At 37.6% G+C, this 26,562-nt stretch carries 22 protein-coding genes; 3 read left to right on the forward strand and 19 right to left on the reverse strand.

The genetic code is table 11. The features are described from left to right. Positions 1-262: 262 nt before the first annotated feature. The 17 genes from H7254_RS09445 to H7254_RS09525 form a co-directional block, all read right to left on the reverse strand. Positions 263-1,858: a SusD/RagB family nutrient-binding outer membrane lipoprotein gene (locus tag H7254_RS09445; protein WP_301932735.1), complete on the reverse strand. Its 1,596-nt coding sequence runs from the start codon at positions 1,856-1,858 to the stop codon at positions 263-265. Positions 1,859-1,889: 31 nt separating this feature from the next. After that, on the reverse strand, positions 1,890-5,255 hold the full coding sequence (locus tag H7254_RS09450) for a SusC/RagA family TonB-linked outer membrane protein (RefSeq protein ID WP_301932736.1): 3,366 nt from the start codon (positions 5,253-5,255) through the stop codon (positions 1,890-1,892). Positions 5,256-5,404: 149 nt separating this feature from the next. After that, a complete protein-coding gene (locus tag H7254_RS09455; RefSeq protein WP_301932737.1) occupies positions 5,405-5,980 on the reverse strand; it encodes a helix-turn-helix domain-containing protein in 576 nt (191 codons plus the stop codon). A 91-nt stretch (positions 5,981-6,071) separates the two neighbouring features. After that, positions 6,072-6,656, reverse strand: a complete 585-nt coding sequence (locus tag H7254_RS09460; protein WP_301932738.1) for a DUF420 domain-containing protein — start codon at positions 6,654-6,656, stop codon at positions 6,072-6,074. Positions 6,657-6,792: 136 nt separating this feature from the next. Beyond that, entirely contained in the window at positions 6,793-7,509 is a 717-nt protein-coding gene (locus H7254_RS09465; protein ID WP_301923475.1) for an SCO family protein, read from the reverse strand. Between the two features lie 88 nt (positions 7,510-7,597). Continuing rightward, a complete protein-coding gene (locus H7254_RS09470; protein WP_301923476.1) occupies positions 7,598-8,032 on the reverse strand; it encodes a cytochrome C oxidase subunit IV family protein in 435 nt (144 codons plus the stop codon). Positions 8,033-8,081: 49 nt separating this feature from the next. Beyond that, positions 8,082-8,819, reverse strand: coding sequence for a cytochrome c oxidase subunit 3 (locus tag H7254_RS09475; RefSeq protein ID WP_301923477.1), 738 nt, complete (start codon positions 8,817-8,819; stop codon positions 8,082-8,084). Between the two features lie 238 nt (positions 8,820-9,057). Next, positions 9,058-9,624, reverse strand: a complete 567-nt coding sequence (locus H7254_RS09480) for a heme-copper oxidase subunit III (RefSeq protein ID WP_301932739.1) — start codon at positions 9,622-9,624, stop codon at positions 9,058-9,060. 121 nt (positions 9,625-9,745) lie between these two features. Further along, complete coding sequence (gene cyoE / locus H7254_RS09485) at positions 9,746-10,675, reverse strand: heme o synthase (protein WP_301932740.1); 930 nt, start codon at positions 10,673-10,675, stop codon at positions 9,746-9,748. A gap of 122 nt (positions 10,676-10,797) precedes the next feature. Then, entirely contained in the window at positions 10,798-12,600 is a 1,803-nt protein-coding gene (locus H7254_RS09490; protein WP_301932741.1) for a cbb3-type cytochrome c oxidase subunit I, read from the reverse strand. A 31-nt stretch (positions 12,601-12,631) separates the two neighbouring features. Further along, on the reverse strand, positions 12,632-13,693 hold the full coding sequence (locus H7254_RS09495; protein WP_301932742.1) for a cytochrome c oxidase subunit II: 1,062 nt from the start codon (positions 13,691-13,693) through the stop codon (positions 12,632-12,634). A 113-nt stretch (positions 13,694-13,806) separates the two neighbouring features. Continuing rightward, entirely contained in the window at positions 13,807-15,045 is a 1,239-nt protein-coding gene (locus H7254_RS09500; protein WP_301932743.1) for a quinol:cytochrome C oxidoreductase, read from the reverse strand. A 33-nt stretch (positions 15,046-15,078) separates the two neighbouring features. Beyond that, entirely contained in the window at positions 15,079-15,882 is an 804-nt protein-coding gene (locus tag H7254_RS09505; RefSeq protein ID WP_301932744.1) for a cytochrome c, read from the reverse strand. Further along, positions 15,806-16,399, reverse strand: coding sequence for a DUF3341 domain-containing protein (locus tag H7254_RS09510; protein WP_301923484.1), 594 nt, complete (start codon positions 16,397-16,399; stop codon positions 15,806-15,808). The genes H7254_RS09505 and H7254_RS09510 overlap by 77 nt, the downstream gene beginning before the upstream one ends. Positions 16,400-16,434: 35 nt before the next feature. Continuing rightward, positions 16,435-17,886: an NrfD/PsrC family molybdoenzyme membrane anchor subunit gene (nrfD, locus tag H7254_RS09515; RefSeq protein WP_301923485.1), complete on the reverse strand. Its 1,452-nt coding sequence runs from the start codon at positions 17,884-17,886 to the stop codon at positions 16,435-16,437. Between the two features lie 204 nt (positions 17,887-18,090). After that, on the reverse strand, positions 18,091-21,288 hold the full coding sequence (locus H7254_RS09520) for a TAT-variant-translocated molybdopterin oxidoreductase (RefSeq protein WP_301932745.1): 3,198 nt from the start codon (positions 21,286-21,288) through the stop codon (positions 18,091-18,093). Between the two features lie 93 nt (positions 21,289-21,381). Continuing rightward, positions 21,382-22,626 carry a c-type cytochrome gene (locus H7254_RS09525; RefSeq protein WP_301932746.1) on the reverse strand — a complete coding sequence of 415 codons (1,245 nt, stop codon included), beginning with the start codon at positions 22,624-22,626 and terminating at the stop codon, positions 21,382-21,384. Between the two features lie 231 nt (positions 22,627-22,857). On the opposite strand from H7254_RS09525, the gene purN reads away from it, so the two are divergent. The 3 genes from purN (at position 22,858) to H7254_RS09540 (ending at position 25,133) form a co-directional block, all read left to right on the forward strand. Continuing rightward, positions 22,858-23,727 carry a phosphoribosylglycinamide formyltransferase gene (purN, locus tag H7254_RS09530; protein WP_301932747.1) on the forward strand — a complete coding sequence of 290 codons (870 nt, stop codon included), beginning with the start codon at positions 22,858-22,860 and terminating at the stop codon, positions 23,725-23,727. Between the two features lie 65 nt (positions 23,728-23,792). After that, a complete protein-coding gene (locus tag H7254_RS09535) occupies positions 23,793-24,557 on the forward strand; it encodes a hypothetical protein (RefSeq protein WP_301923489.1) in 765 nt (254 codons plus the stop codon). A 33-nt stretch (positions 24,558-24,590) separates the two neighbouring features. Then, on the forward strand, positions 24,591-25,133 hold the full coding sequence (locus tag H7254_RS09540) for a hypothetical protein (protein ID WP_301932748.1): 543 nt from the start codon (positions 24,591-24,593) through the stop codon (positions 25,131-25,133). A gap of 113 nt (positions 25,134-25,246) precedes the next feature. Here the strand turns inward: H7254_RS09540 and H7254_RS09545 are convergent, their stop codons facing one another. Then, positions 25,247-26,080: a DUF1080 domain-containing protein gene (locus tag H7254_RS09545; protein ID WP_301932749.1), complete on the reverse strand. Its 834-nt coding sequence runs from the start codon at positions 26,078-26,080 to the stop codon at positions 25,247-25,249. 109 nt (positions 26,081-26,189) lie between these two features. Further along, positions 26,190-26,342 (reverse strand): hypothetical protein, encoded by a 153-nt coding sequence (locus H7254_RS09550; protein WP_301932750.1) that lies wholly within the window; start codon positions 26,340-26,342, stop codon positions 26,190-26,192. Positions 26,343-26,562 lie beyond the last annotated feature (220 nt).

Consider the following 26,562-nt stretch of genomic DNA (forward strand, 5'->3'; position numbering starts at 1 on the left):
TACCGCCAGGAACTATTTTACAAAACTGACTGGCTGCGGGAACAGATAATACCGTTACTTTTTTCTGTTGTGCCTTTACTGAAAAACTTAATAAACACATCACGATTAATGATGAAATAAATTTTTGTGTAATGAATTTCATAGAATTTACTTTAAAGCTTATTAATAAAATATTAAGGCGAAACTAAAAAGAGTTTCGCCTTAATAAGTTCACGATACAAAAATTTAACTATTCATATATTTATAAAACTGTACCGGATAATTATTTTATTAACCACATTAACTGGTTAATATCATCACCTGCACCACCAAACTGACTTTGGATGGCAGCATTTACATTTATTGTATTTACTGATTGTTCATTGTTTGGATACTGAAATCGCTTGGGAATTTCGCCACCATTTCCTGTACCGTCGCCTGTACTAAATGTTGGTACACCGGTTCTTCTCCATTGGTAATAACCCTGCAATCCAGAATTACGGGCGTAAGCCAGATATTTTTGAGTTAATATCTGGTTTAAAGCAGTAGTACTTGTACCACTCAATAATACAGCCGGTTGATTTAAATAGGCTGTAAAACTGAAGGGAACAATATAAGTTACATTGCCTGTACCGCCTATATTATGGAATGTTACCGTGTTATTGCCATCTGTAATACCATAAAATTCAAACATGGCTTTAATACCATTGTTATAGTATGTTGCTGCATCTGCGTTTACCCATCCCCTGTTAATGGCTTCTGCTATGCTAAAACAAACTTCAGCATAACTTATAATAAAAGTTGGCTCTGCAGTAAAACCCGAATAATAATGATTGTAATTGTATAGCGACAATCTGCCCGCACCAGATTCCGTAGCTAAATAACCCAAATCTTTACCTAGTGGTGCGCCTGCAAAAGACTGATACGAGGTATCAGAAAATCCAAATCCACGGGCAGGCTCTGCTACTACCATTGCACGCAGATCATGCAAAGAACTAAGGGTATTTAACCAGGTTGCACCTATGTTTAGGCGGCCGGCATTGTTACCATAATTACTGGCATTATCGGGATAATAATTAAATTTATCATTGTATTGATATTGAAGGTTGTCGCTATTACCCGTAAAAATTGGGTATTTTTCAGGATTTTTGACAATATCATTAAATTGACTTTTTACATTTAAATCTGCATCCTCACTGTGTTTACTTAATTCAATCAACACCCTTAATTTATAACTATTCACCACTTTCTGCCAATAAATTAAAGCACCTGTTGTTGTACTAGGATTTTTTATTGATTCTTTGTAATAAAAGTCTCCAGAGAATTCATAATAAGAATCGTTCAGTTTTGATAAAGGCAACACCTGGTTAAGTATGGCGTTTGCAGAATCTAACCAAAGTATCGACTGCTTAAATATATCTTTTTGTGTATCATATTTTGGAGAAGGATTACTTAACCCTTTGAATGCCTCAGACATAGGCATATCACCCACTTTTTCACTCATACCTACAAAAAAGTAAGCACGAAGGAAAAATCCCAAAGCATGGTAGGGATTCACATCAGAACCTGCTGCAGTTTTGGCCGCAGTTTCCATTGCCATCACATTATTTAAAGTGCCAAAGTTCCAACTGGCACTACCATTCCAATATTTATTATCACCATAATAAGTATAGTTAGAAGCAATGTATTGGCCTGCTTTATCGGGATAATCGCCGGGGTAAACAACCACGTCGCCTAATATTGCCTTTAGTATTACGCCAGCTGGCACATTTAAAGGTTTATTGTTATTGGTTGCATTGTCTTCAAACTTCTTACTACAGCCTGCTAATAATACAAGCCCTGTCAGTGCAAGAAGTAATTTATATTTAAACGATTTCATACAAATATGTTTTTGTTTGATGTATTGTGTTTTAAAAAACCACATTAATGTTAACGCCGTAGCTTCTGGTTGTGGGTGTTTGCAAGTTGTACTCCAATCTTGCACCGCCAAACTGGTCACGACCGGGATATTGGTCAACATCCATGTCTTTAAACGCAGCAGGGAAAAAGTATAGCAAATTTCTTCCCACCAATGAAACATCTACTTTACTGATTGATTTTGGCAATAGTTGCTTAGGCAATGAATAACTAATTACCACTTCACGCAATTTTGCATAAGTTTTGCTAACAGTGGTATGTTGTGGATCATTAAAGAAGCTGCTTACGTAATCCTGAATCCAGAAAGTAGCTGTTTTATTCTGGGTAAAGCTTAGGGATTTAGCGTTGCTAATTACACCTGTTGCAGGGTCATATTGTATTAAACCACTACCACCAACAACCTGAACACCATCTCCACTCAGAATAGGAATACCATTTGCATCCACCGCACCGGCATAACCAGCGTCGCCCCAATGGTTTGATTCGTATAAACGGGCTGCTCCAATTTTACCGGTATTGGTATTTTCTCCACGTCCTCCTTCTGTTAACTTACGTAACACACGATCTTGAATTTTTCCACCCACCATTCCATCAAACTGAAAAGCGAAACTAAAAGATTTATAAGAAAATTTGTTGTGAATACCCCATGACCAATCCGGATCAGCATGACCCAGGTATTGTGCTTTTGGAAGATAAATAGGGTAACCACTTTCATCATGAATTACTTTTCCTTGTGGAGTCAGCGCTTCATAATAACTAAATAATCTATCTACTCTGTCGCCAATTTTATTAGGATATCCTGTACCATTGCCGAGGGTCGTAGCACCACCTGCAAATTTTGCAAATACTTCTTTATAGGTAGCCCAGTTAACCAGTACATCCCAACGGAAATCTTTTTGTTGAATGGGTGTTCCTGTCAAAGAAAATTCAGCTCCTGTTCTTTTGGTGGTAAAACCGGTAGTTACAAAATAACTCAACCCACTTGCTTCTGAAATTGGCTGGCTAGAAATAACCGGACCATCTGTATATTGAAAATAAGTAGCACTTAAAGCAACACGATTCTTTAAGAAACGAATATCTGTACCTACCTCAAAGTTACTTCTTGAAGATGGTTTTACACGCGGATCAATTGCATAATCGGGTGCATAAGCACCAGTTAAATTATTATAAACCGGAGCGGTAGAATAAGCAGGATGTTGTAAAGCATACGAGGGTCCATCATAAGGAGTATAGTAATTATTACCATATCCTGTAGCACCACCCGTACCAAGGCTTTGGAATGAAGAACCCGCAAAAGCACTTGTCCCGCCATCTTTTACATTGGTATAACCACCTCTTACCTTAAGAAAGGTAATTGCCTTTGGAAGTTCTACGTAATCAGAGATAGCAGAACTTAAAGTTACAGATGGATAGAAATAGGCATTATTACCAACGGGCAAGGCTGATGTTTTATCTAAACGGCCTGTGGTAGAAATATTAAAATATTTTTTATACCCAAGATCAATTGAATAATACGCACTTGTCTGGATTAATTCAGATCCGTAAGAATAAGCACGTATCGGTTTAGCTGAATTGGCAAAATTGTACACATTTGGAACAATTAAACGATCGGTACTTACATAACTAGAAGTGTACCTCATGTTGCGCATTGAAGCACCGCCAAATAGACTTAGGTTGAAACCGCTTTTAGCAATATTTTCTTTATTGTATCGCAGCAATACCTCTGAGTTATTTTCCCAAAGCTCTCTACGATCTTCACGATAGTTACCTTTTCCATGTTCATCACCATAAGGATGCGCAGACCAGGGTTCTTTTTCGCTTCTTATTACATTGTAAGTAGTTACGTTAGACCGAACCATTATATCCAGGTCTTTATTAAATTTGTACGTAAAGGCAACCCATCCATACAAATCATTTTTATAGTGAGACCTAAGCCACTCGTAACTTGAAAACCAGGGATTTGAATAACGTTTGTATTCTACAAAGTTTTGTTGAATCCCTTCTTTACCCGGCTGCCAGTAATTTCTAATTTTGGGATCCAGTACATTCCAGTCTGCACCTGTCCACACATCTACGTTGTAGATGATACTGTTAGGGCCATACACTGCATCAGGAATATTATTAGAAAACTGGCGGTTGTAGTTGATATTGCCCTCCACTTTAAATTTATCAGTTACATCGTAACTGGCAACAAGGTTTAAATTAACGGTGTTTAAGCTGGTGTTGGGTGTAATACCCCGTTGATAACCGTTTGATACCGACATCCTGATATTAGAACGATCAGTAACAGAAGAAAAGTTAACATTATTACTGGTTAATAAACCGGCCTGTAAAAAATTATTCAGGTTGTTTTTACCACGAGCTACCCATGGAGTTGGTTTAATATTTCCTTTAAAAGTAGAACCATTTAGGAATGTAGTAGTATAGGTTATATTAGGATCATAAGCCCCATCATATTGAGGTAATAATAAACCTGCATCTAAACGTGGTCCCCATACATCGTAATCTTTGTCATTTACACCAGAACCAGTACCATTGCTGTTGTAATCACCAAAAGCATATTTTTGGTTATCGCCACCACCATATTCATTCTGTACTTTAGGATTGGCAATAAACCCTTTGTTGATTTGAGTACTGCTGTTTACTTCTACGGTAAATCCTTTATTATTTCTTTTACCTCTTTTTGTTGTGATCATAATTGCACCATTGATACCACGGCTACCATATAACGCTGCAGCTGTTGGCCCTTTCAACACGGTGTATGTTTCAATATCATCCGGACTAATGTTCCAGGTATCTGAATTAATTGGAATACCATCTACTATATAAAAGTTAAGCGGAGATCCTCTTAACAATACAGTAGGACTTGCCAATAATTCTGCATTAATACCAACATTTAAACCGGCTACTTTACCAACAAGGCCGTTTACCGGGTTTGCTTCACGTGCTTTTAACAGATCTGCTCCTTTCACTTCCTGAACGGAGTATCCTATTTTTTTGGCTTCTTTTTTTACGCCTAATGCCGTAACTACAATTTCATTCAGTTGCTTGTTATCTGCTACTAAAAATACAGTCATGTAATTATCAGATGCTGAAACAGTCTGGCTTTCAAAGCCAACGATACTAATTGCTAATTTTTCGCCTTTTTTTGCTGAAACAGAAAATACACCCTCCGCATTGGAACTTGTACCGGTTTTTGAATTCTTTACCAGGATGGTTGCTCCATCAATAGGTTTGCCGGTGGCGGCGTCTGAGATTTTGCCTTTTACCTCTACATTTTGAGCTTGTAGAAGGAACGGCAGGCACATTACAGCAAAAGCCAGTAAAAGCCTGAAGAGTTTAAGTTTTGGTTGCTTCATAAACAGTTTTTAGTTTAGACGACAAAAATATTGCTACAGTTTTAACAAATTGTTTAGTCTAAGTTAAGTTAAAGTAAACTTATTGCAAATAAATTGTGTAAATGTTTAATGAAGGTAAACTTATCGGAGATTTTTTTGAGACAAACCTGCTATTTGGGTGCATTGAAGATGTATAATACCAATAGCTGCGCTTCCGTCTCTCCTACATTTTTGGGATTATGAGGCTCGGTGGCATCAAAAAAGATTGAATCACCTGCTTCCATTAAAAAAACTTCTGCCCCAATGGTATATTCAACTTTTCCTTTTAATATGTATTTAAATTCAAAAGCATCTGTTTGTACAGATGCTCTTTGAGCATTGGGCATTAAGGTAAGCAATACAAAATCTACATGGTATGCATCAATTGTTGAAGACATGATTCTTTTATAATGAAACCCAACGGTATTTTCCTTTTCAAAAGGCTTGCATTGTACCGCTTTTTTAAAAATGACCTTGCTGCTTTGCGGAGTATTAAAATCTGTAAAAAAATCGTTGATGTCGATATGCATCGACTTGATGATACTTAAAAAAACCGTGAGCGATGGAATGGTACGGTTATTTTCAACCTGGCTAAGCATACCCTTTGTAACACCTGCTGCCTCAGCCAGTTCCTGTAAAGTGATATTTTTCTCTTTGCGTATGTCCTTCAACTTGGCCATTATCTGAACAATAATGTCTTCCTTCATAAATGGCTATTAGTCGATAAAAGTAATTAAAATCCCCCTTACCAATTTTAAATGTTCAACAACTTATGGTTAATTAAAATTTCATACAATATTAATTATAGTAAGGGCTGATAAATAAATACACTACCACTCCTGTGATTGAAACATATATCCAGATGGGCCAGGTTATTCTTGCAAGCTTTTTATGTTTTTCGTATTCGCCTATTAAAGAACGGTAAGCAGTAAATAAGATAAAGGGTAATATGATGGCTGCAAGAGGAATATGGGTAATTAAAATGAAGTAATAAATGATACGCAAAATACCCGCTGCTGATTTTTCATCTTCACTTAAAATTCCATCATGATTAATATCCCCAAATTTTGTATCTCCCGCCAGTAAATGATGACAGATGTATGAAACAAGGAACAGGGAAGAAAAAAAAATTGCCGTTAACATCAGCTTTTTATGGAGAATATAATTTTTTTGTTTTACTGCTACAAGTGCTGCTATTAATAAAATGGTTACTGCAGAATTTATAATGGCATTAAATTTTGCAAACACATGTACATTAAACCCGGGATTAAAATTCAATTTAAATTTTGCTAAAAAAGCAACTGCGGCAAACACTACTAAAGATACTATCCATATAAAAATTTTAGCTTTTTTATCATTCTTTACCAGTGAAGGTTGTAACATATTTTTATTTTTTATTACACAGGTTTTACTGTTTGTACAAAATTTTTGTTCTCCAATTTCTCTAATTAAAGATTGAAACATTGCTGAAACTAAACCTGTTTTATTTCTGCGTTATTTGATCACCAGTAACTATTTTCTAGCTTCTTCCAAACAACTCATTCAGAAATTGTTTGAATGTTCGTTTCTTATTTTTCTCCAGCATCAGCAAAGGAATGTCCCGCACCAGCTTTGCCTGGGCAACAGTGTCAAGTCCATTGTACCAACCCCTGATTACCCTGTCTTTATCTAACAAAAAAAAGTTTTCTGTATGTATAAATGCGGTGTCAATATTTACATCTGCAATGTTTGCTTTTATTTCGTGCAGGGCAAAATCATATATCTCTTTTTTATTACCGGTAACAAACCACCAGCTATCATGGTTAGAGGTATAGCGATTGGCAAATTTTCTTAGTTGCGGTACAGAGTCGTGAACAGGATCAATACTTACTGAGATAAACTGTACAATACTATCGTTGCTGTTAATAAAAGAATTTTGCAGGCGCTTCATTGCCTTTGCCAGATCGGGGCAAATGGATGGGCAACGGCTAAAGAAAAAATCAATCACCAATATTTTTCCCTTTACATCATTAAGTGAAACCGTCTTGCCTAACTGGTTTGTAAAACTGATATTACTTACTTTGTGCCAGATAGTGTCTGTGGTAAGCTTACCATTATTTACATTTGTAACCACACTGTCAAAAAAATAGCGATGGGGCATTTGTACTGCAGCTTCGCCATAATATTTTACAATATAATATCCTGTAAACGGCAGTACAATTGCCACCATTAACCCAAGTAAAGCCCGCTTATTCATATTTTATATCTCCTTCATTTTATAATAAAAAAACCATTGCCCCTAAACTGTGGAGCAATGGTTTATTATAATCTTTTTAATGTGCAAACTAATCTTTCGCTCCTTTTTCTTTTACCGCTGGTGCTACCTGTTCTGTTTTATTTACATCTGTCCTGTTAAATTTATTGCGTAGATTTCTCCAGCTATTACCATCCAGTAAAAAAGCAGTGATAAACCAAACAAATAAACACAAGGGAACAATAATGGTCATAATCATATTCCTTAGTTCATCACCCAGGTGCATAAAAACTGAAACAATATAATAGGCTTTGGCAAGCGTTAAAATACAAACCATTCCTTTAAAGGCCAGTACCAGTGTTTCGCTGGGATTTTCGCCCTTGTGGATTGTATAAATACCAATACCTATACTTAGCTCCGCAATTGTCAGGATAGACAAAATCCAAAAGGTTCTCCAGATAACTTTTGTGTTATCGGAATGCTCGGGATGAAAAGTTATTTCAGGCGATGTAACAGATGATGACATAATTTTTTTATTTATTGAAATTCAAGTTTATTTCTGACTAAACAATTTATTAAATAAGATAAAAACAAAGAAATACAAATACCCAAACCAAATCCACAAAATGCCAGTAAAGTCCGGCCTTTTCAATCATTTCATAATGACCCCTCAATTCAAAATGCTTCATCCTTGTTTTTAAATACATTATTATATTAATAATTACACCGCTCAATACATGAAAACCATGGAAGCCGGTAATTTCAAAGAAATAACTGCCAAAAGCAATTGGGCCGGGGGTTGCTACTTCTTTTCCATTAAACATTACCTCTGGTCCAAATGGATTGTGTGCTACGGTGGTGTTCCAATATTGAATTTGCCCGTTTACCAATACTTCATGCTGGCCGGTAAGTAAATGTGTCCATTCCCAGGCCTGGCAACTAAGAAAACAGATGCCTCCCAAAATAGTCCACAACATATATTTCTCCACTCCTAACCTGTTCATTTTATGACCTTCATGAACTGCTAAAACCATTGTTACAGAACTGGCAATCAATATAAATGTCATTAAACTCACAAAAGCCAGGGGCAAATTGGTATGACCTGCAAAAGGAAAAGAATTAAATACATGGTTTGGATCAACCCAATAATTCTGGCTAAAACGAATAGTTCCGTAACTTATTAAAAATGCGCCAAATGTAAAAGCATCACTCATTAAAAAATACCACATCATTATTTTACCATAGCTGGCATTGAAAGGACTTCTTCCTCCACTCCACCATTTTGTTCCTTGTTGTATTGCTGCTGTAGCCATAAAAAATTGTAGGTTATAAATTCTGGGTTATAAGTTTTGAGTATACGTTGTCTTTTTACACGAAGCCTTTCAAAAACTGAGTTTTTCTTTACCCTCCTGAGGTGATTGCGACGAAAATCCAGGAAGAAATTCCCACCGGATACTTTTAAATCTATAAGTCATTCCTGATATTACTTTAAAACGGTGTGATAAATATAGTTGGTTTGATTTACCCCCTTAACTCATCATTTGAAACTATTTATCGTATCGCCAACAAAAATACCAATAAATATATCCATAAAAAATCAACAAAATGCCAATAGGTACTTACTACCTCCACTGGAATTATATCATAGTTTCTAACCCTTTTATTAAATGCTTTTGCAAACATCACCATCAGCGCAATAATACCCCCTAAAACATGGGCAGCATGCATACCGACGATAACATATAAAAATGAAAATGACACATTTGTTTTCAACGTCATTCCGTTTATATACAACTGCCTGAACCCAATAACCTGCAACACTATAAAAAGAACTCCCAATAATAAAGTACTAACAACCAAGCTGCGGTATTTTAGCATTTCCCTGTTCTTAAACGCAGCATGAGCCATCCACAATGTTATGCTGCTAAATACAATTGCAGCTGTGGAATACCAGAATATTCCCGGCAAATTAAAAGTAACCCAATTTGCCTGGTTGCGTTTTATAATGTAAGCACTTGTAAATCCTGCAAACATCATTATAATACTCGACAATCCAACCCAAAGCGTAAACTTATGCGGATGTATTCTCTTTTTTTTTCCCATTACCACCGTACTCATTCTACTATATTTTACAAATCCTTATTCAAACATGCTTTAACCGCCTAAAATGAAAACTCCCAAAATTGCGCTTTTCTTAACCTCTATTAGATAATACTGCATAAAGTTGCTAAAGAGTTATTTATACTCTTCCAAACAGCAATGCCAGTAATACAATCATCAAATAAAAATAAGAACTGAACATTACCTTTCTTGCACTTTTTAAATCCATATTTTTAAACAGCAGTACACTTACAAACACCATCCACAAATTACAGATAAATAAAATTCCTGTGCAGATAATTCCCCGGGTGCCGGTATCTATAATACCTGAAAAATAAGGCAGCAAACCAAACGGAATCATCATTGAACTGTATATAATTGTTTGCAGTGCAGTAAATTTTGTTGGCCCTTTATCGCCTGGCAATAACTTAAACCCTGCCGTTGTATAATCCTGGTGCGCCAGCCAGGCTATTGCCCAAAAATGCGGGAACTGCCATAAAAACTGAATACCGAATAAGATCCACCCGCCCAAACTAAAATCGCCGGTTGCTGCTACCCAACCTATTAAACAAGGTAAGGCACCAGGAATAGCACCAACTAAAACTGCAACAGAATTAATTTTTTTAAGTGGTGTATAAACAAATCCATATAGCAACAAACTAAACAAGCCTACCAATGCACACTGATAATTAAACCAATACCACAAAATAAAAACACCAATAGTACCGGTTATAACCGCAAAAGAAGTTGCCTCACTGGCAAGCATCCTGCCGCTTGCAACTGGCCTGTTTGCAGTACGTTTCATCATTGCATCCGTACTTTTTTCAAGTACCTGGTTGATAGCGTTTGCAGAACCTGTAATTAACATGCCGCCTGTAAAAAGTAAAAGAACTGATATTATTTTATGCCTTACATAATGTAATTCGTTTGGAGCAATTAAAAAGCTTACGACTGTGCTAAACACCACCATAAAGCTCAAAGTAAATTTGATTAACTGAAAATAATCTTTCACTTTGGCTGCCAGCGCAAACGAGGTTGAATTGGCTAAGGTTATATTTTCCTTCGACATAGGCCTTACCTTTTTTCTCCGAATAAGAAGAGGCTGGGTAATATTTTTTTATGAACTTTTTATTACTATTAAATATTACATACTATCTCCCATTATCAATTCCTTCCATCAGATAATTAATTTTAATGGTGACTTTCTCCTTCTCCAACAGCTTCTGTCTGCGGAATGAAATCCCTTCCATCTTTACCATAGTCATATGCTCCGCGATGCACTTCAGGAATTTCTCCTACCCAGTTACCATGACCGGGACGAATAGGTGTTGTCCATTCCAACGTATTGGAACCCCAAGGGTTTTCCGAGGTAACTTTTCTTCCTTTAAAAATGCTGTAAAAAAAGTTGAATACAAATAAAAGCTGCGCAGCAAATACAATAATAGAAATAAAACTGATGAACTGATTTAAACCGGCAAACATTTTAAACGATTCCCATCCACTAAAATCATAGTAACGTCGTGGCATACCCGCCAAACCTTCGTAGTGCATTGGCCAGAATATTAAATAAGCACCAATGAGCGTTATCCAGAAATGTATGTACCCCAGGGTACTATTTAAAAAACGCCCGTACATTTTTGGAAACCAATGATATACGCCCGCAAACATTCCGAAGAAACCAGCAACACCCATTACAATATGAAAGTGTGCAATGATAAAATAGGTATCGTGTAAATGAATATCCAAAGAAGAGTTACCCAGGAAGATACCTGTGAGGCCGCCTGAAATAAACATACTAACAAACCCAATAGAAAATAGCATGGCTGTTGTAAAACGTATATTTCCCCGCCATAAAGTAGTAAGCCAGTTAAACACTTTAATGGCTGATGGTACAGCTATCAATAAGGTAAGTAATACAAAGAAGGCGCCCAAAAAAGGATTTAAACCCGTTACAAACATATGGTGCGCCCACACTAGAAAAGCAAGTACTGCAATTGCAAACAAAGAACCTACCATCGCCATGTACCCGAAAATAGGTTTCCGTGCGTTAACGGACATCACCTCCGAAGCAATACCCATTGCAGGTAAAATAATAATATACACTTCCGGATGACCCAGGAACCAGAATAAATGCTGAAACAATATGGCACTACCCCCTTCGTTTGGTAAAATTTTTCCGTTTACAACAATGTCACTTAAAAAGAAACTCGTTCCCAGATTTCTATCAAACAATAATAAAATCGCTCCTGATAATAGAACCGGGAAAGACAATACCCCTAAAATAGCAGTAAACAAAATGGCCCAGATGGTCAAAGGCAGTCTTGTCATACTCATACCTTTTGTACGAAGATTCAATATGGTAGAAATATAATTTAGGCCTCCCAACAGAGAACTAACAATAAACATAGCCATACTGAACAACCAAAGATCCATACCGATTTTAGAACCACTTGACGCATCGCCCAATGCGCTTAAAGGAGGATAAACTGTCCATCCGCCGGAAGCAGGGCCCGTTTGCACAAACAAAGAAGAAAACATAATAATAGAAGCAGCGAAGAAAAACCAATAACTCAACATATTGAGCAACGGTGATGCCATGTCTCTTGCCCCAATTTGTAAAGGAATTAAAAAGTTAGCAAAAGTTCCGCTCAATCCTGCAGTCAATACAAAAAATACCAGAATGGTACCATGCATTGTTACCAGGGCATAATAAAATTCAGGTTGTAGTTTTCCGCCTTTTGCCCAATGCCCCAATAAATCTTCCAGCCAGGGAAAAGTAGATTCCGGATAGCCTAGCTGCAAACGAAACACTACTGAAAATAAACCCCCAATAATCGCCCAGGTCATTCCTGTAATAAGAAATTGTTTGGCAATCATTTTATGATCCTGACTAAAAACATATTTACTGATAAACGTTTCATGATGATGATGTTCGTGTCCGGCATCCTGTGCTGTACTAACATCTCCTTTTTGTAAAATTACGGTGGTACTCATTTTCTTAAACTATTTTTTAGATAACTAAATTTTATTTCTTTTCAACAACAGCCGCAAGCGATGGTTGTTTTGCGGTACTGTCTGTTGCAGCAGGCTTGTCATTTTTAGGTTTTTTATCTGGAAAAATGGTATAGTATTCAGGCTCCTGAGTTGATAACCATTTCTTATAATCTGCTTCGCTTTCAACAATAATTACACCTCTCATGGAAAAATGCCCTCTACCACATATCTGGTCACAACTAATTTCATATACAAAATTAGGATTGTCTGACCTTATTTTCATTTCTTCGGTAGTGTATATAGGTGTAAACCAAAGTGTAGTTGGTATCCCGGGAACTGCGTCCATTTTCATTCTGAAGTGAGGTAAACCAACATCATGTATAACATCCATTGCATTAATTACAAATTGAATCGGCCTGTTTACCGGAATATGCATTGTTGCCGATACATGAATATCATCCAGGCTTGCAGGGTCACTAAAATCTACACCCAGCCCATTAGCTCCTTTGGTTAATTTATAATTTTTTTTACCTAAAATCCCATCCGGACCCGGATAACGAAATTCCCAACCAAACTGGTGGCCTGTAACCTCAACAACCACTGCATCTTTTGGAGCATCACTGGTAATTTTAAACCAGTATTTCAAACCAAATACAACCAATACAGTTAAAAATATTGCAGGTACTGTTGTCCAAAGCAATTCTAATTTTGTATTGTGTGGAAAATAGTAAGCTTTGTGATTATCTTTTTCCTGATATTTAAATGCAAACCAAAACAATAATATTTGCGTGATAACAAATACCACTCCTGTAACCCCAATGGTGATATAAAGCATCAGGTCAATCTTCTGTCCCATTTCCGAGGCTGCACCCTGTTGAAATAAAGTTTTGGAAAACAACAGATCGTTGCACCACCAAACACCTGCAAGGCCTGCAACTAAAAAGGAGATCAGCATAAACGCATTTATTTTATTCGTCTGCTTCCTTGCCTTTTCTTCTCCTTTTAATACACTTACATATTCGCTGGCTTTTGCAATTTGAAAAACAACAATGAATATCATTACTACTACCGCTATCAACATAATTTGTGTCATGCTCAAAATTAATTTCAATAATTATTATAACTATGTGTTGTTTAACGTGTGGACATTTTTATTTACTTTCATTGTGCACACGTCCTTTATATTCTATATAACTAAACTACCGTTTATGTATGGTGTATAATACTTTCTTTCAGGAAAGGATGATTTTTAGCAGTTAACGCATTATTGCTAAAGTAAACACCCACTCTCCACATAATGATACCTATAAATAAGAGTGCAATTCCGAATTCAAAAGGCATAATTTGAGCATGCCCAAACATGGTGCCCGGCATAACCATTTGCCAGAAATCTATCCAATGACCAAAAATAATCAATATCGCCATAAAGGTTAACATCGCATAATTTCTTTTTGTACTCCTTTTCATCAAAATTAATAACGGGCAGGCAAAGTTTAACACCAGGTTAAGAAAGAATATAGCCCGGTAAGGACCCTGCACCCGGATTTTAAAATAACCGGTTTCTTCAGGAATATTTGCATACCAAATTAACATGTATTGAGAAAACCATAGGTAGGCCCAGAATATTGAAAAAGCAAACATAAATTTACCAATGTCATGAAGATGCTCATCAGTAACGTATTCAAGCTGACCGCTGTTTTTTAAAAACACAATAAATAAAGCAATCAGCGACATGCCTGCCACAAAGGTACTTGCAAAAGTATACCAGCTAAACATGGTGCTGTACCAGTGTGTATCAATACTCATTAACCAAAGCCATGGAATAGTAGAACCAACCGTTAAGCCGAAAAAAACAATAAACAATGACGCCCATAAGATATTTTTCTTTATCCACGCATTGCCGGTTTCATAATCCATTGGACCGTCAACATCACTTTGCAAACTTATCGCCCGCATTTTATGCCCTAAGAATGACCATAAAAAAATGGCAATGGCACTCCAGACTGTAAAAAAAACAGGATTCAAAAAACCGCTTTTGCCTTTTATTATTTTATCATTTGCAACAGTCTCCGGGTTCACCCATGAATAAATATCATCGTGTTTACCCCACACAATCGCCATCAATATTAAAAATGCAATAATACCTAAAACAGGCACAACGCTTGATATTGCTTCCGGTACACGACGCAACGCTACCTGCCATCCACCCATTGCCAAAGTAGTTATACCCATAAAAAACATAGCGGCATTTACAACCAGCAACCAATAAACACTGTTTTGTAATAACACCGCCCAAAAACGGGTACCGCTTAAGTTTACACCATGCCCTGCATGATCAAAAGGATGATACATAATAAAACCATACAGTAACGCAACCGCCCCAACGATCAGGAAACCCATCGTCCACTTTTTATAACTGCCTGGTAATTCGAATGACTGATTCATCTATTCTTTATTTTGAGTGAGTTCTATTATTTCTTATGCCTTTTTTATTCCATTATCTTTCTTTGCAGCGGTGCTATCTGTTTTTACAGATGCCATTCCTGCAGGAGTTTCGGCTTTAGGCTGCAGCGTTCTTACATACTGAATTATCATCCAGCGTTGTTTTCTGCTTAATTGGGAAGCGTAACTTCCCATATTATTTTTTCCATAATTAATGGAATGAAACATGGTACCATCAGCCATCGCCACATAAGTTGGCGAAGTTAAATTGGCGATGGCGCCTATTTTTGTTGATAACGGACCATTGGCTACTCCAGTTGCGCCATGGCAAACCGCACAATTAATATTAAATAACCTGCCGGCTTCATACATATCTTTTTTATCTAAAGGGGCTAGTGGGTTTTTAACTTCTGCACTTAACTTATATCCGTTGCTGTCATTTGGAAGAGTATAAGGAAACAATTCTCCCACCGCTATCGTACCAATTACAGGTTTGCGGTTGTAAAAAATTTCATGACCCGGATTGGACGCATTATCCGTAAAAACAGTGTCGTTTAGCAAAGCGTAGGTTTCTAGCGCACGGCTATAAGTCATGTCGGGCATATAAATTTTACCCGGCTGACGTTTACTGTCGATGCACCCTGTCATTACACTTGCTGCTGCCAGTAAAAGTATGAAAGCGGTTATGATGTTATTTTTTTTCATTGCCTCTGTTGAAATATCTATGTGAATCTTTTTGATACGCCCGTTCGCTATTAGTTTTTTAATATCCTTTTTCCAGTTCCCTGTATAATTTTTGTTCCTTATCGTACCTGCCCAGCCACCATCCTGTTTCAGCAACCTGTACATTTATTTCGGATGCACCGGCATTTTTTAAAAAACCCTGTACTTCATCATCATTGGTTTTATCAGTACATTCTATCACCATTACAAAAAGATCATCCGTAGCCCTTAAATGAAAGTGATGCTTTTTTACAAAAGGAGACAATTGGCATAAATAACAGAATGTTAGTACCATACCAACTGCGGCAAACAATACAGTTAATTCAAAAGTAATTGGTATCCAGGCCGGTAAGGCAAAATGTGGTTTACCCCCGATATTTAATGGCCAGTCTTTTGTAAAAATCCAGCTGATACAGCTTAGGGCAGTAACAGTACCGGTAATACCGTAAATAAAGCCGGCTGTATGTATACTGGTTTCTCTTAAACCCAACGCATGATCTAAACCATGTATAGGAAAAGGGGTGTAAACATCATGAATTTTATATCCTGCACGGCGAACATTTTTCACCGCAGGAAACAATACTTCTTCATCATCAAAACACCCAACTACAAATTTTTTAATTCCTCCGGCCATGTTAATTATTAATTATAAATTATCAATTATCAATTCTAGTGCGCATGTTCTACTTCTTCTATATAAAACTTTTCGGCATTGTCCTTTTCTATATCCGTCATTTTTATTTTATAACTTTCACCCGTTGTCTTTAATACGCTTTTAATTTCTGCCACTGCAATTACAGGGAAGTATTTTGCAAACAAAAAGAAGCAGGTGAAGAATAATCCGAATGTTCCAAGATAAAATCCTATTTCATAAATAGAGGGACTGTAATAAGTACTCCAGGAAGAGGGAAGGTAATCCCTGTAAGTAGAAGTAACAATAATTACAAAACGCTCGTACCACATACCAATGTTAACGATGATACTCATGAAGAAAGTAAACCCGATATTTCTTCTTAATTTTTTAAACCAAAACATCTGCGGCGATACAACATTACAAAACATCATGAGGTAATAACTCCATCCGTAGGGACTAAAAAGGTTAGCCCTGTTTTCTTTAAAGGCATACCATTCGTAAGGATTTTGGCCATACCAGGCTATAAATAATTCAGTTATATATGCAATTCCCACAATCGATCCGGTTAAAACAATTACTTTGTTCATTGCTTCAATATGACCTAATGTGATATAGTCCTGTAATGAAAAAACTTTTCTTAAAACAATCATCAGACTTTGCACCATGGCAAATCCACTAAAAATGGCACCTGCCACAAAATAGGGAGGAAAGATGGTAGTATGCCATCCAGGAATTACTGAAGTGGCAAAGTCAAAAGATACGATAGTGTGTACTGATAATACCAGTGGCGTTGCCAAACCAGCCAATACCAAAGATAATGATTCGTGACGCTGCCAGTGTTTGGTACTTCCTGTCCATCCAAAAGAAGCAACACCATATAATAGTTTACGCAATTTTGTTTTAGCCCTGTCCCGTACCGTGGCCAGATCCGGTAACAAACCAGAATACCAAAATAAAAGAGACACTGTAAAATATGTAGATATCGCAAACACATCCCACAAAAGCGGTGAGTTAAAGTTCACCCACACCGGACCCCTTGAATTTGGATAAGGCATAATGAAAAAAGCCAGCCAAACCCGGCCCATATGCCATATAGGAAACTGTCCGGCACACATTACTGCAAAAATTGTCATGGCTTCAGCAGCGCGGTTTACACCTGTTCTCCAACCCTGGCGAAACAATAATAAGATGGCGGAGATCAGCGTTCCGGCATGACCAATACCTACCCACCATACAAAGTTGGTAATATCCCAGCCCCATCCAATGGTTTTGTTTACATTCCACTGACCGATGCCATAAGTAACCTCTCTATAAATACTGTACACGCCAAACAGTAATAAGGCTACACTGATGTAAAAACCAATATACCATAAACGGGTTGGCTTCATCTCAATGGGGCTTATAATGTCTTCTGTAACCTGGTGGTAACTTTTTTTACCATCTACAAGCGGTTCCCTGATTTGTGATTCGTACTTTAATAGTGACATATATCTTTAGTCTTTTACCCTTTAGTGTTAGCTATCAGTTTTTTTATTTTATATTACCGGCAACACCGCTTTGTTCAACATCGTTGTGTCACTCCCTTGTACTGCAAACCTTTATTGAACTCCCTCCAATCGATCTCTCTTAAAATTCTGTTACAACTTACTATTCAAAATAATCGAGGTATTTGTAAAAAATCGAAGTAACTTTTACACATGTTCCTTTTCAATTTTTTTAGCACCTTCCTCATTTCCTTGTCCTCCCGCTTCTTTTTCATTAGTTACATGCCTGTCTGAATTTTTAATTTTGGCTAAATAACTTACATTCGGCAATACGTGCAGTTGCTCCAACACGTAAAAATTTCTATGTTTCTGATCTACAAATCTAATTTTGTATACATCACTTTCCTTATCATTTACATTACCGAAATTAATGGCGTGTGTAGGACAAGCCTGCATACAAGCTGTTTTTACGTTCCTTACCAAGCTTGGGTCTTCTGCCTTTTTAGCTACCAGTTTACTATCCTGTAAACGTTGTACACAAAAAGAACATTTTTCAATAACCCCTCTCGACCTCACCGTAACATCCGGGTTTAACACCATCCTGGTTAAGTCATCATTCATCTGCACGGTTACTTCATTCAGATCTGTTCCAATCAATGGAGCCTGGTTATCCGGAAAGCTATCTGCTCCGTTAAAATCAAGCCAGTTAAAACGACGTACTTTAAACGGACAGTTATTGGCGCAGTATCTTGTACCAATACAACGGTTATAAATCATCTGATTTAAGCCTTCACTGCTGTGGTTGGTAGCAGCTACCGGGCAAACGTTTTCGCAGGGTGCATTGTCACAGTGCTGGCACATCATTGGTTGAAAAACCACATCCGGGTTATTCATATCACCGGTAAAATAGCGGTCAATTCGCAACCAGTGCATTTCATGCGCTTTCATTACCTGGGTTTTACCAACAACACTTACGTTATTTTCTGCAGTACAGGCAACTACGCAGGCGCTGCAACCAATGCAGGTATTCAAATCTATACTCATACCCCATTTAATTCCCGGCCGGTCGTACTGGGGATAAATGGTAGCATCTTTTTCATAATTTTCTCCACCAAAAGGCATCAGTTTTGCCCTTTCTGTATTGGGCTCTTCACAAACCTGCTCAGGATTTGCTACAAATTTTGCCAGACTTGTTTCATAAATAACGGGGCGGCTTTCTGAAGAACCGTGAACCTGTGTTTGTCCTAAAGGATAGGTGTTGCCTGTTTTAACAATTTCCACCGGAGCGGAATAACTAAACCCTATGCCATCAAAACCAACAAATGGATAGGCATTAAAACCTGCGCCAGTTGCCGATTTACCGATATACTCGCTTGTTTTATTTTTATCTGTGCTTTCGCGGCCATAACCTAATGCAACCGCAATAACATTTGGATGAATACCCGGCAATATTAATACCGGCAGTTCCAGCGTTTTACCATTAACAGTTACTTTAACCGTTGGCTTTTCCGGATGTACTTCATATCCATCTCCCTGGTATTGGCTGCCAATTATATCAAGATCTAAAACCACTTTTGCCAAAGCCGGACTCATCATAGCGTAGTTATCCCAGGTTACTTTTGAGATAGGATCCGGAGTTTCCTGTAACCAGGGGTTATTGGCCTGTTTACCACTACCAATTGAAACCTTTTGGTAAATAACCACTTCGTAATTGCCCATTTTTACAAGGGCAATTTTTGCAGTAGCTTCCGCTACAGCAGCATTACTAAAAGTTGCACCCGCAACAGGCATTGCCGAAGGTTGAATTAACCCCGCCTGTAATGCTGTATCATAGTTGTCTGCCGAACCAACTTTTGTGGTATAGTAGGTTTTAAAGTAAGTTTCGTAATCGCTGGCATTGCCACTCCATTTTAACAAAGATGTTTGAAAAGGTCTTGTTTTAAACAACGGGTTAACGGTAGGTTGCTGCAAACTTATAAAACCAGTCTTCGCTTCTGCATCACCCCAGCTTTCCAGCCAGTGATGCGATGGAATACTGAATTTACACAGTTCGGTAGTTTCATTCATTGTTCCGTTAAAAGAAACTGTAACCGGCACTTTCTTTAAACCATCTGTAAATTTCCTGCTATCGTAATAAGTGTAAGCAGGATTGGTTTCGTACACCAATAATGCCCCAATGGCACCTGCATTCATCTCTTCAGTCAGTTTTAAAATATCTGCATCTATACCCTGGCGGTAATTGCTGGTAACACCCCAGTTAATAGTTTTACCATTTGCCCCAATAGCTTCGTTGATAGCGTTTACAATAATTTGTATATTAACATCATTGCTACCACACACTACCAATCCCGCTCCTTTATTTGCATTTAAAGCTGCGGCTGCTGCTTCAATTCCTTTATTTAAAGTTGCATCCGTTATTGCCGGAGCGCTAACCGGACCACCCAGTTTTGATAACAGTGCCAGTGCAATAGCTCCTGTTTGAGAAGGCTTGTGTAAATAGCGATCGTCCGCATTACTTCCAGTTAAACTTAGAGAACCTTCAAACTGAATGTGACGGCTCATTTCGGGCTTTTCACCTGTAATTTTTCTTGTTTTTGCATATTGACCTGCAAACTCAACCGGGCTTAACCAGGTTCCCAGAAAATCTGCATTAAGACTAACAATAACTTTTGCATTTTCGAAATGGTAGGATGGTAGAGCCTTTTTACCATAACATGCCTGGTTGGCTAAAATCATACCGCTGTAACTGATCGCATCATACTGTACATGACGGCTTCCAGCGGGGCTTTTGGCCAGATATTCTGTAATTATTTGTAACGTTACCGGAGATGTAATGGTAGAGGTAAGGAGCACTGTTGGCTTTGCTGCAACTGAACCCATTGCAGTTGCAACTAATTTATCAAATGCATCAAAAGAAGTAACTTCTTTAAAATCTTTACCATCCTGTTGCATAGGATACCGTAAACGGGTAGTATCATATAAATCCAATACAGAAGCCTGCGTCTGAGCACTGGTTCCTCCATTTGTTATTGCCGATGCCACATTACCTTCTATTTTAATGGGGCGGCCATCTCTTTGCTTTACAATTACGGGTATAATATCACCTTCATTTACATAGGTAGATGCGTAATAATTAGCAACACCGGGAATCAGGTCATCTGGTTTACGCAAGTAAGGCACCGCTTTGCGTACGGGCATTTCGCAACTGGCTGCAATAGTGGCTGCGGCAGTACTAAATCCCAGGTATTTCAGGAAATCGCGGCGGGGAGTTTTGGCATTTAACAAACCATCATCGAGGTCTTCTAATGGCAATAGATTTTCTTTAAATTCATCTTTTGCCGCCTTTTTAAAAGCGTCTGATTCATTTAATTCACCAAAATTTTGCCAATACTTTTTGTTACTCATATTACAATTTGAAAATTCGAAAATTCGAAAACTTGAAAATGATTACGCCATGCTTTATTTTCACATCGCAGCATTTTCGCATTTGCTAATTAATTAATAATGGCATTTCTGACATTCAATACCACCAATCTTTTCTACGGTTACACTGTCCAGTTTACCTGCTTTAATATCCTTGTGAAACTTCTCGTAAATACTATAATATTTATTGCCTTCGCCAGACTCTTTATTATAAAAATTAACCTTGCTTTCTCTATGGCAATTGATACACCAGCCCATACTTAACTCAGAATATTGGTACACTTCCGGCATTTCCTGTATTGGTCCGTGACAGGTCTGGCAATTTTGTTTGCCTACTTTTACGTGCTGGCTGTGGTTAAAATAAACATGGTCAGGCAGGTTGTGGATTCTAACCCATTCAATTGGCTTGCCTGGTTTGTCATATTTTTTCGCGTCTGGATTCCAGCCCGCGTACTGGTATAATTTCTGAATTTCTGCCGTGCCATTTACTTGTTTACCATCTTCTTTCACAATAGCATCACCCTTGTATTCTTTAATAGCCATATGGCAGTTCATACATACGTTTACAGAAGGGATGTTTGCATGTTTGCTATCCTGGCTGCCTCCGTGGCAATATAAACAACTGATTTGGTTTGTGCCGGCATGTACTTTGTGTGAATAATAAATGGGTTGTTCCGGCTGGTAATTTTTCATACGTCCCAGTCCTATTGCGGCATTGATAGTCATATATCCTCCCAGGCAAAACAATATCAAAATGCCAGCCATTATATAAGTTTTATTGCGGTAAAAAGGAACTGGTTCTGTACGTAGCACACCATCTTTTTCTTCAGCCAGTTTACGAAGACTGCTGTTAACCTGTAATAATATTAATGCAATCACTGCCAGTACAAGGGTTAATATTCCAAACAGTAAGGAGTTATCTTCTGCCGGAGCACCCCCCGATGCTGCTCCTCCAGGCGCCGCAGGTGCCACATAAGCGTCTGCATAATCAAGTATTGCTTTAATATCGGCTTTTGGAAGGTTAAACTGCGTCATTCTTGAGCCATATTTGGCCAACAATCCTTTAGCATAGGGATCAGTTTCCAACATGGAGTTTACATTGTTAACCCACTTGTATGCCCATTCAAGGTTTGGTTGCCTTGCCCTTGCCCCCTGTAATTTAGGCCCGGTGTAGTCTTCCAGCGGTTTGTGGCAATTGGCACAGTTGGCTTTAAACAGCGCCTCGCCATCAGCGGCAAAACTTGTATAGTTTAAAGAAACCAATGCAATGAAAAGTAAACTTGTAAAGACTTTTTGTAAGATTTTTCTATAGCGACTCATACAATTATTCGAATGCTTAAGTGGAAGAATATCCTTCTGCGATTGCAAAATTAAGTTAGTATGTCCACATAATATCAACATTATTAAAAAAAATTTCCCCTTGTCCAGCTTGATTTTTAGCGGATTGTTTGACCTGCGTTGTACTTATTGTCATGTTTGTGTAAACAAAAATTTGCCTGTATTTTATATGGCTGGTTAGTAAATAAGGATTTTTTAATTGATTTTTGCCGCATGCTACAAAAATTACAACAACGCTGGAAAGTGAATAGCATTAACCTGGTACTAATTATTTTTACTTTCGCCCTGGGGGGCGGTTTATGTGGTATTGGAGCGAGAAAAATAATGGAGCTAACGCCGGTAAAAGAGAAAATTATTTGGACACTGACCTATTGTATATTGATTACCCTCCTTTGGCCTTTCTGTGTTTTATTGATCAGCATTCCCCTGGGGCAATTTGCTTTTTTTAAAAACTATCTGCTGAAATTATGGATAAAACTTTCGGGCAGGAAAGTACCGGCAATTCCATTAATTGCTGTTTTTGCCAGTGGAGCAGGCAGTAATGCCCAAAAAATTATTGACCATTTTAGCCGAGACCCAACTGCAGGTAAAGTAGCCCTGGTTGTTTGCAACAAACAAGGCGCCGGCGTTTTGGATATTGCCCAACATCACCAGATAGCTACAATTTTATTAGATAAAAAGCAATTTTTTAATACGGATTACTATATTGGCGAATTAAAAAAGAGGAATATTAATTTCATTGTGCTGGCCGGTTTTTTATGGAAGATTCCTTCTTCATTAATAAAAGCTTATCGCAATAAAATCATCAATCTTCACCCTTCCCTTTTACCAAACTATGGGGGCAAAGGCATGTATGGAAGCCGGGTACACGAGGCTGTTATAGCCGCTGGCGAAAAAGAAAGTGGTATTACTATTCATTATGTGGATGAACTGTATGATCATGGCAATATTATTTTTCAGGCTACCTGTTCAATTGATGAAACAGACACCGCTGATTCGCTGGCGGAAAAGATTCATTTACTGGAACACCAGCATTACCCGGCTATTATTCATCAGGTAGTAAAATTGCAAAATCGCAGTTAAAAGGCCCTTTTTTTTATAGATGCATAATATGTTGATGTAATATTGCGCATTACAATTTTTTCATTTTGCCGCATTTAATAAAAACTTACTGTTGTATACTTGCCTTTTGGCTGCTGGCAGGATCTGCATCCGCCCAGCTAACTATCAGTGGCACGGTGTTCGATTCAAGCAAATCAATCCAGGTAAAAGGTGTAACGGTAAAAAGCACGGGTGGTATGGTTACTGTTACCGATTCTTTAGGACATTATGATATTGGTGCCAGCGATAAAGATTCCCTCACTTTTATATATAACAATAAACCAACCACGCGTTTTGCTGTAAGACAAATTGAAAATATTGGCAGTTTTGATATTTCCCTCCACATCCGGCTCGCTGAAAAATTTAAAACTTTAAAAGAAGTAAGAGTTTTTAGTAAAAGTTTTAAAGAAGATTCAATTGCTAACAGGAATGAGTATTCCAAAATATTCAATTATCAGCGGCCTGGTATTAAAACTTCAGTTTCCGATTATTCGGGAGGGGGGGGACTTGACTTTGACGAGTTCATCAATATTTTTCGTTTTAAAAGAAACAAGCGTTTAAAATATATGCAGAACAGGCTGCTTGACCAGGAGCAGGAAACCTATATAAATTACCGCTTTAATAAAACAATGGTAAAAAGAGTTACTCACCTGGAAGGCAAAAATCTGGATACATTTATGGTTCGCTACCGCCCCGATTTTGCATTTACACAAACCGCTTCCGCGGTTAATTTTTACCAGTATATTTTAAATGCCTCTTACCAGTTTAAGATTGACTTGTTGATTGCAGAAGGTAAAAAAGAAACGCCCTAAATTATTTTTAAACGACATTTTTGAAAGAAAAATATGGATCAAACAACATTAGGCATTGGTACTAGATTGCAGCATACTCAATACGGACCTGGCGTTATTGTTGGAGTACGCTATGCCGCTTACCTCATTTGTTTTATTAACCATGGCAAAAAAGAAATTGATAAAACAGATGCGCACCTGGATGAAATTATTCCAGAAAATGTTACGGTGGAGGTAGAAACAGTCTCTGATACAGAAAAATCACTTTTAAAAATACTACGTTTATGGGGCAATGTAACGGAAGTGGTACCGCTCGGTGAAAAATGGATTGGTGGTACGTTATTTTTGCAGCCTGCAGATAAAAGTTTAAAACCCAAAGAAATTCCGATGGCTGATTTTTTTCATAAAATTGTAATGCTGCGTGACAGGTTAAGGGTGCTGGAACAAAACATTAACAGCAACAAAAAACTGAGTGATGAAGAAAAGGTAAACCTGCAGCAATACATTACCCGCTGCTATGGTTCCCTCACCACTTTTAATGTACTTTTTAAAGACAAGGAGCATTGGTTTGTTGGCGATAAAAGTGGCGATAGCTAACTGTATTAATGCCAGCCAATATTATTTTCCGCACTAAGTTTTTTTACTTAAAGATATTAAAAAGAAAAAATAATTTTATTCCCGATTTTTTAGAAAACCAGCGCCAGGTTATTTTAGTTTTTTCCAACCGGCAGTATATCTACAAGCCTAAACAATATTTCAGCGCCTTCTGCCTGTATCTGTATGTGGCCATGGTTGGGTATTACATTAAAAGCATGATTTACCACCTTTCCATTTAGTATAACTGTGAGTTCACCATTATTTGCAATGCATTCCATTCTGTTCCATTCTCCCATTGGTTTTTCAATATCATTGGCACCACGAAACCCCTTTATATCTTTCCATCCGGCATCACGGGCATACCAGTTAATACGGTCGCTAGTAAGTTTCATAGTATCACCACCTGCCTGGTAAACATAACTATCGTCAGTTTTTTCTTTGGCAATAGTAGTTGTTAACTGAAACGCATCGCTGCTGTCGCCAACAACAATAAAATCACCTGTTCCTCCTTCTATTATCTGGCATTCTATTGAGCGCATCCATATTCCTTGTGAGCCGCCATCTGCACCTTTTGAATGCAGTAATATACCGCAGTCACGGGCATTATTAATTCTGGGCGCATAGGTTTTGCCCCCCCATTTAAATTCTGCAACCAGCCGGTAATTGTTATACTCCCTATTTGTGGTGATGCAACCCCACTCTTCTCCACCAATGTGAATCATTCCTTTGATTACCGAAAATACTTTTTTAGGATCATTATTGCGGCCACTTTTTTGGAGAAAAGTATACCAGCCGTTCAGATTTTTACCATTAAAAAGATGATGGACATTTTGGGATGATACCTGCGTTTCCTTTATTACTTTTTTTGAAGCTTGTGCCAGATTGCACATTGGAATAATCAATGCCATGTAAAGGAAAGCGAATGAGGTAAAGAATGAGTTTTTCATGAATAAATTGGCTGTAGTGATAGAATTTTAAACCCTGAAAATAACATTATTTTTAATGCACATTGCAGTTAACAAAAAAATAAACCAGGCTTAGCTTTGCTTTTATTTTTTAAGTTCCGCAGGGGGGAATACCCATCTTTTTAGGAAGCAAAGTTTTGGTTTGAATTTCAGTACTGTCTGTATTTTGTTTACCTACTCTGCTGGATAGTTTGATGGCGAACGTATCATCAATGCGATCGCTTTTATATAAGCCCTCGTGCATTATCCGCCCACCAGTAGTTTTTATCGCTTTTTTTTAAAAAATAACTTCCCAAATCTATCCACTAAAAAATATGCCCAACCAGGTTTACAATAACTTTTTGAAAAAAAGGCTATTGATTATCCATTTATTATAAATTTGCCAATGGACAAATATGGATATTTTAAAAGTTTTTGCACTTAATTTAACGTTCAAAATAGGTGCCGCTGCAATGGTTGATCAA

It is taken from the genome of Ferruginibacter sp., assembly GCF_014377975.1.
GTDB lineage: Bacteria > Bacteroidota > Bacteroidia > Chitinophagales > Chitinophagaceae > Ferruginibacter.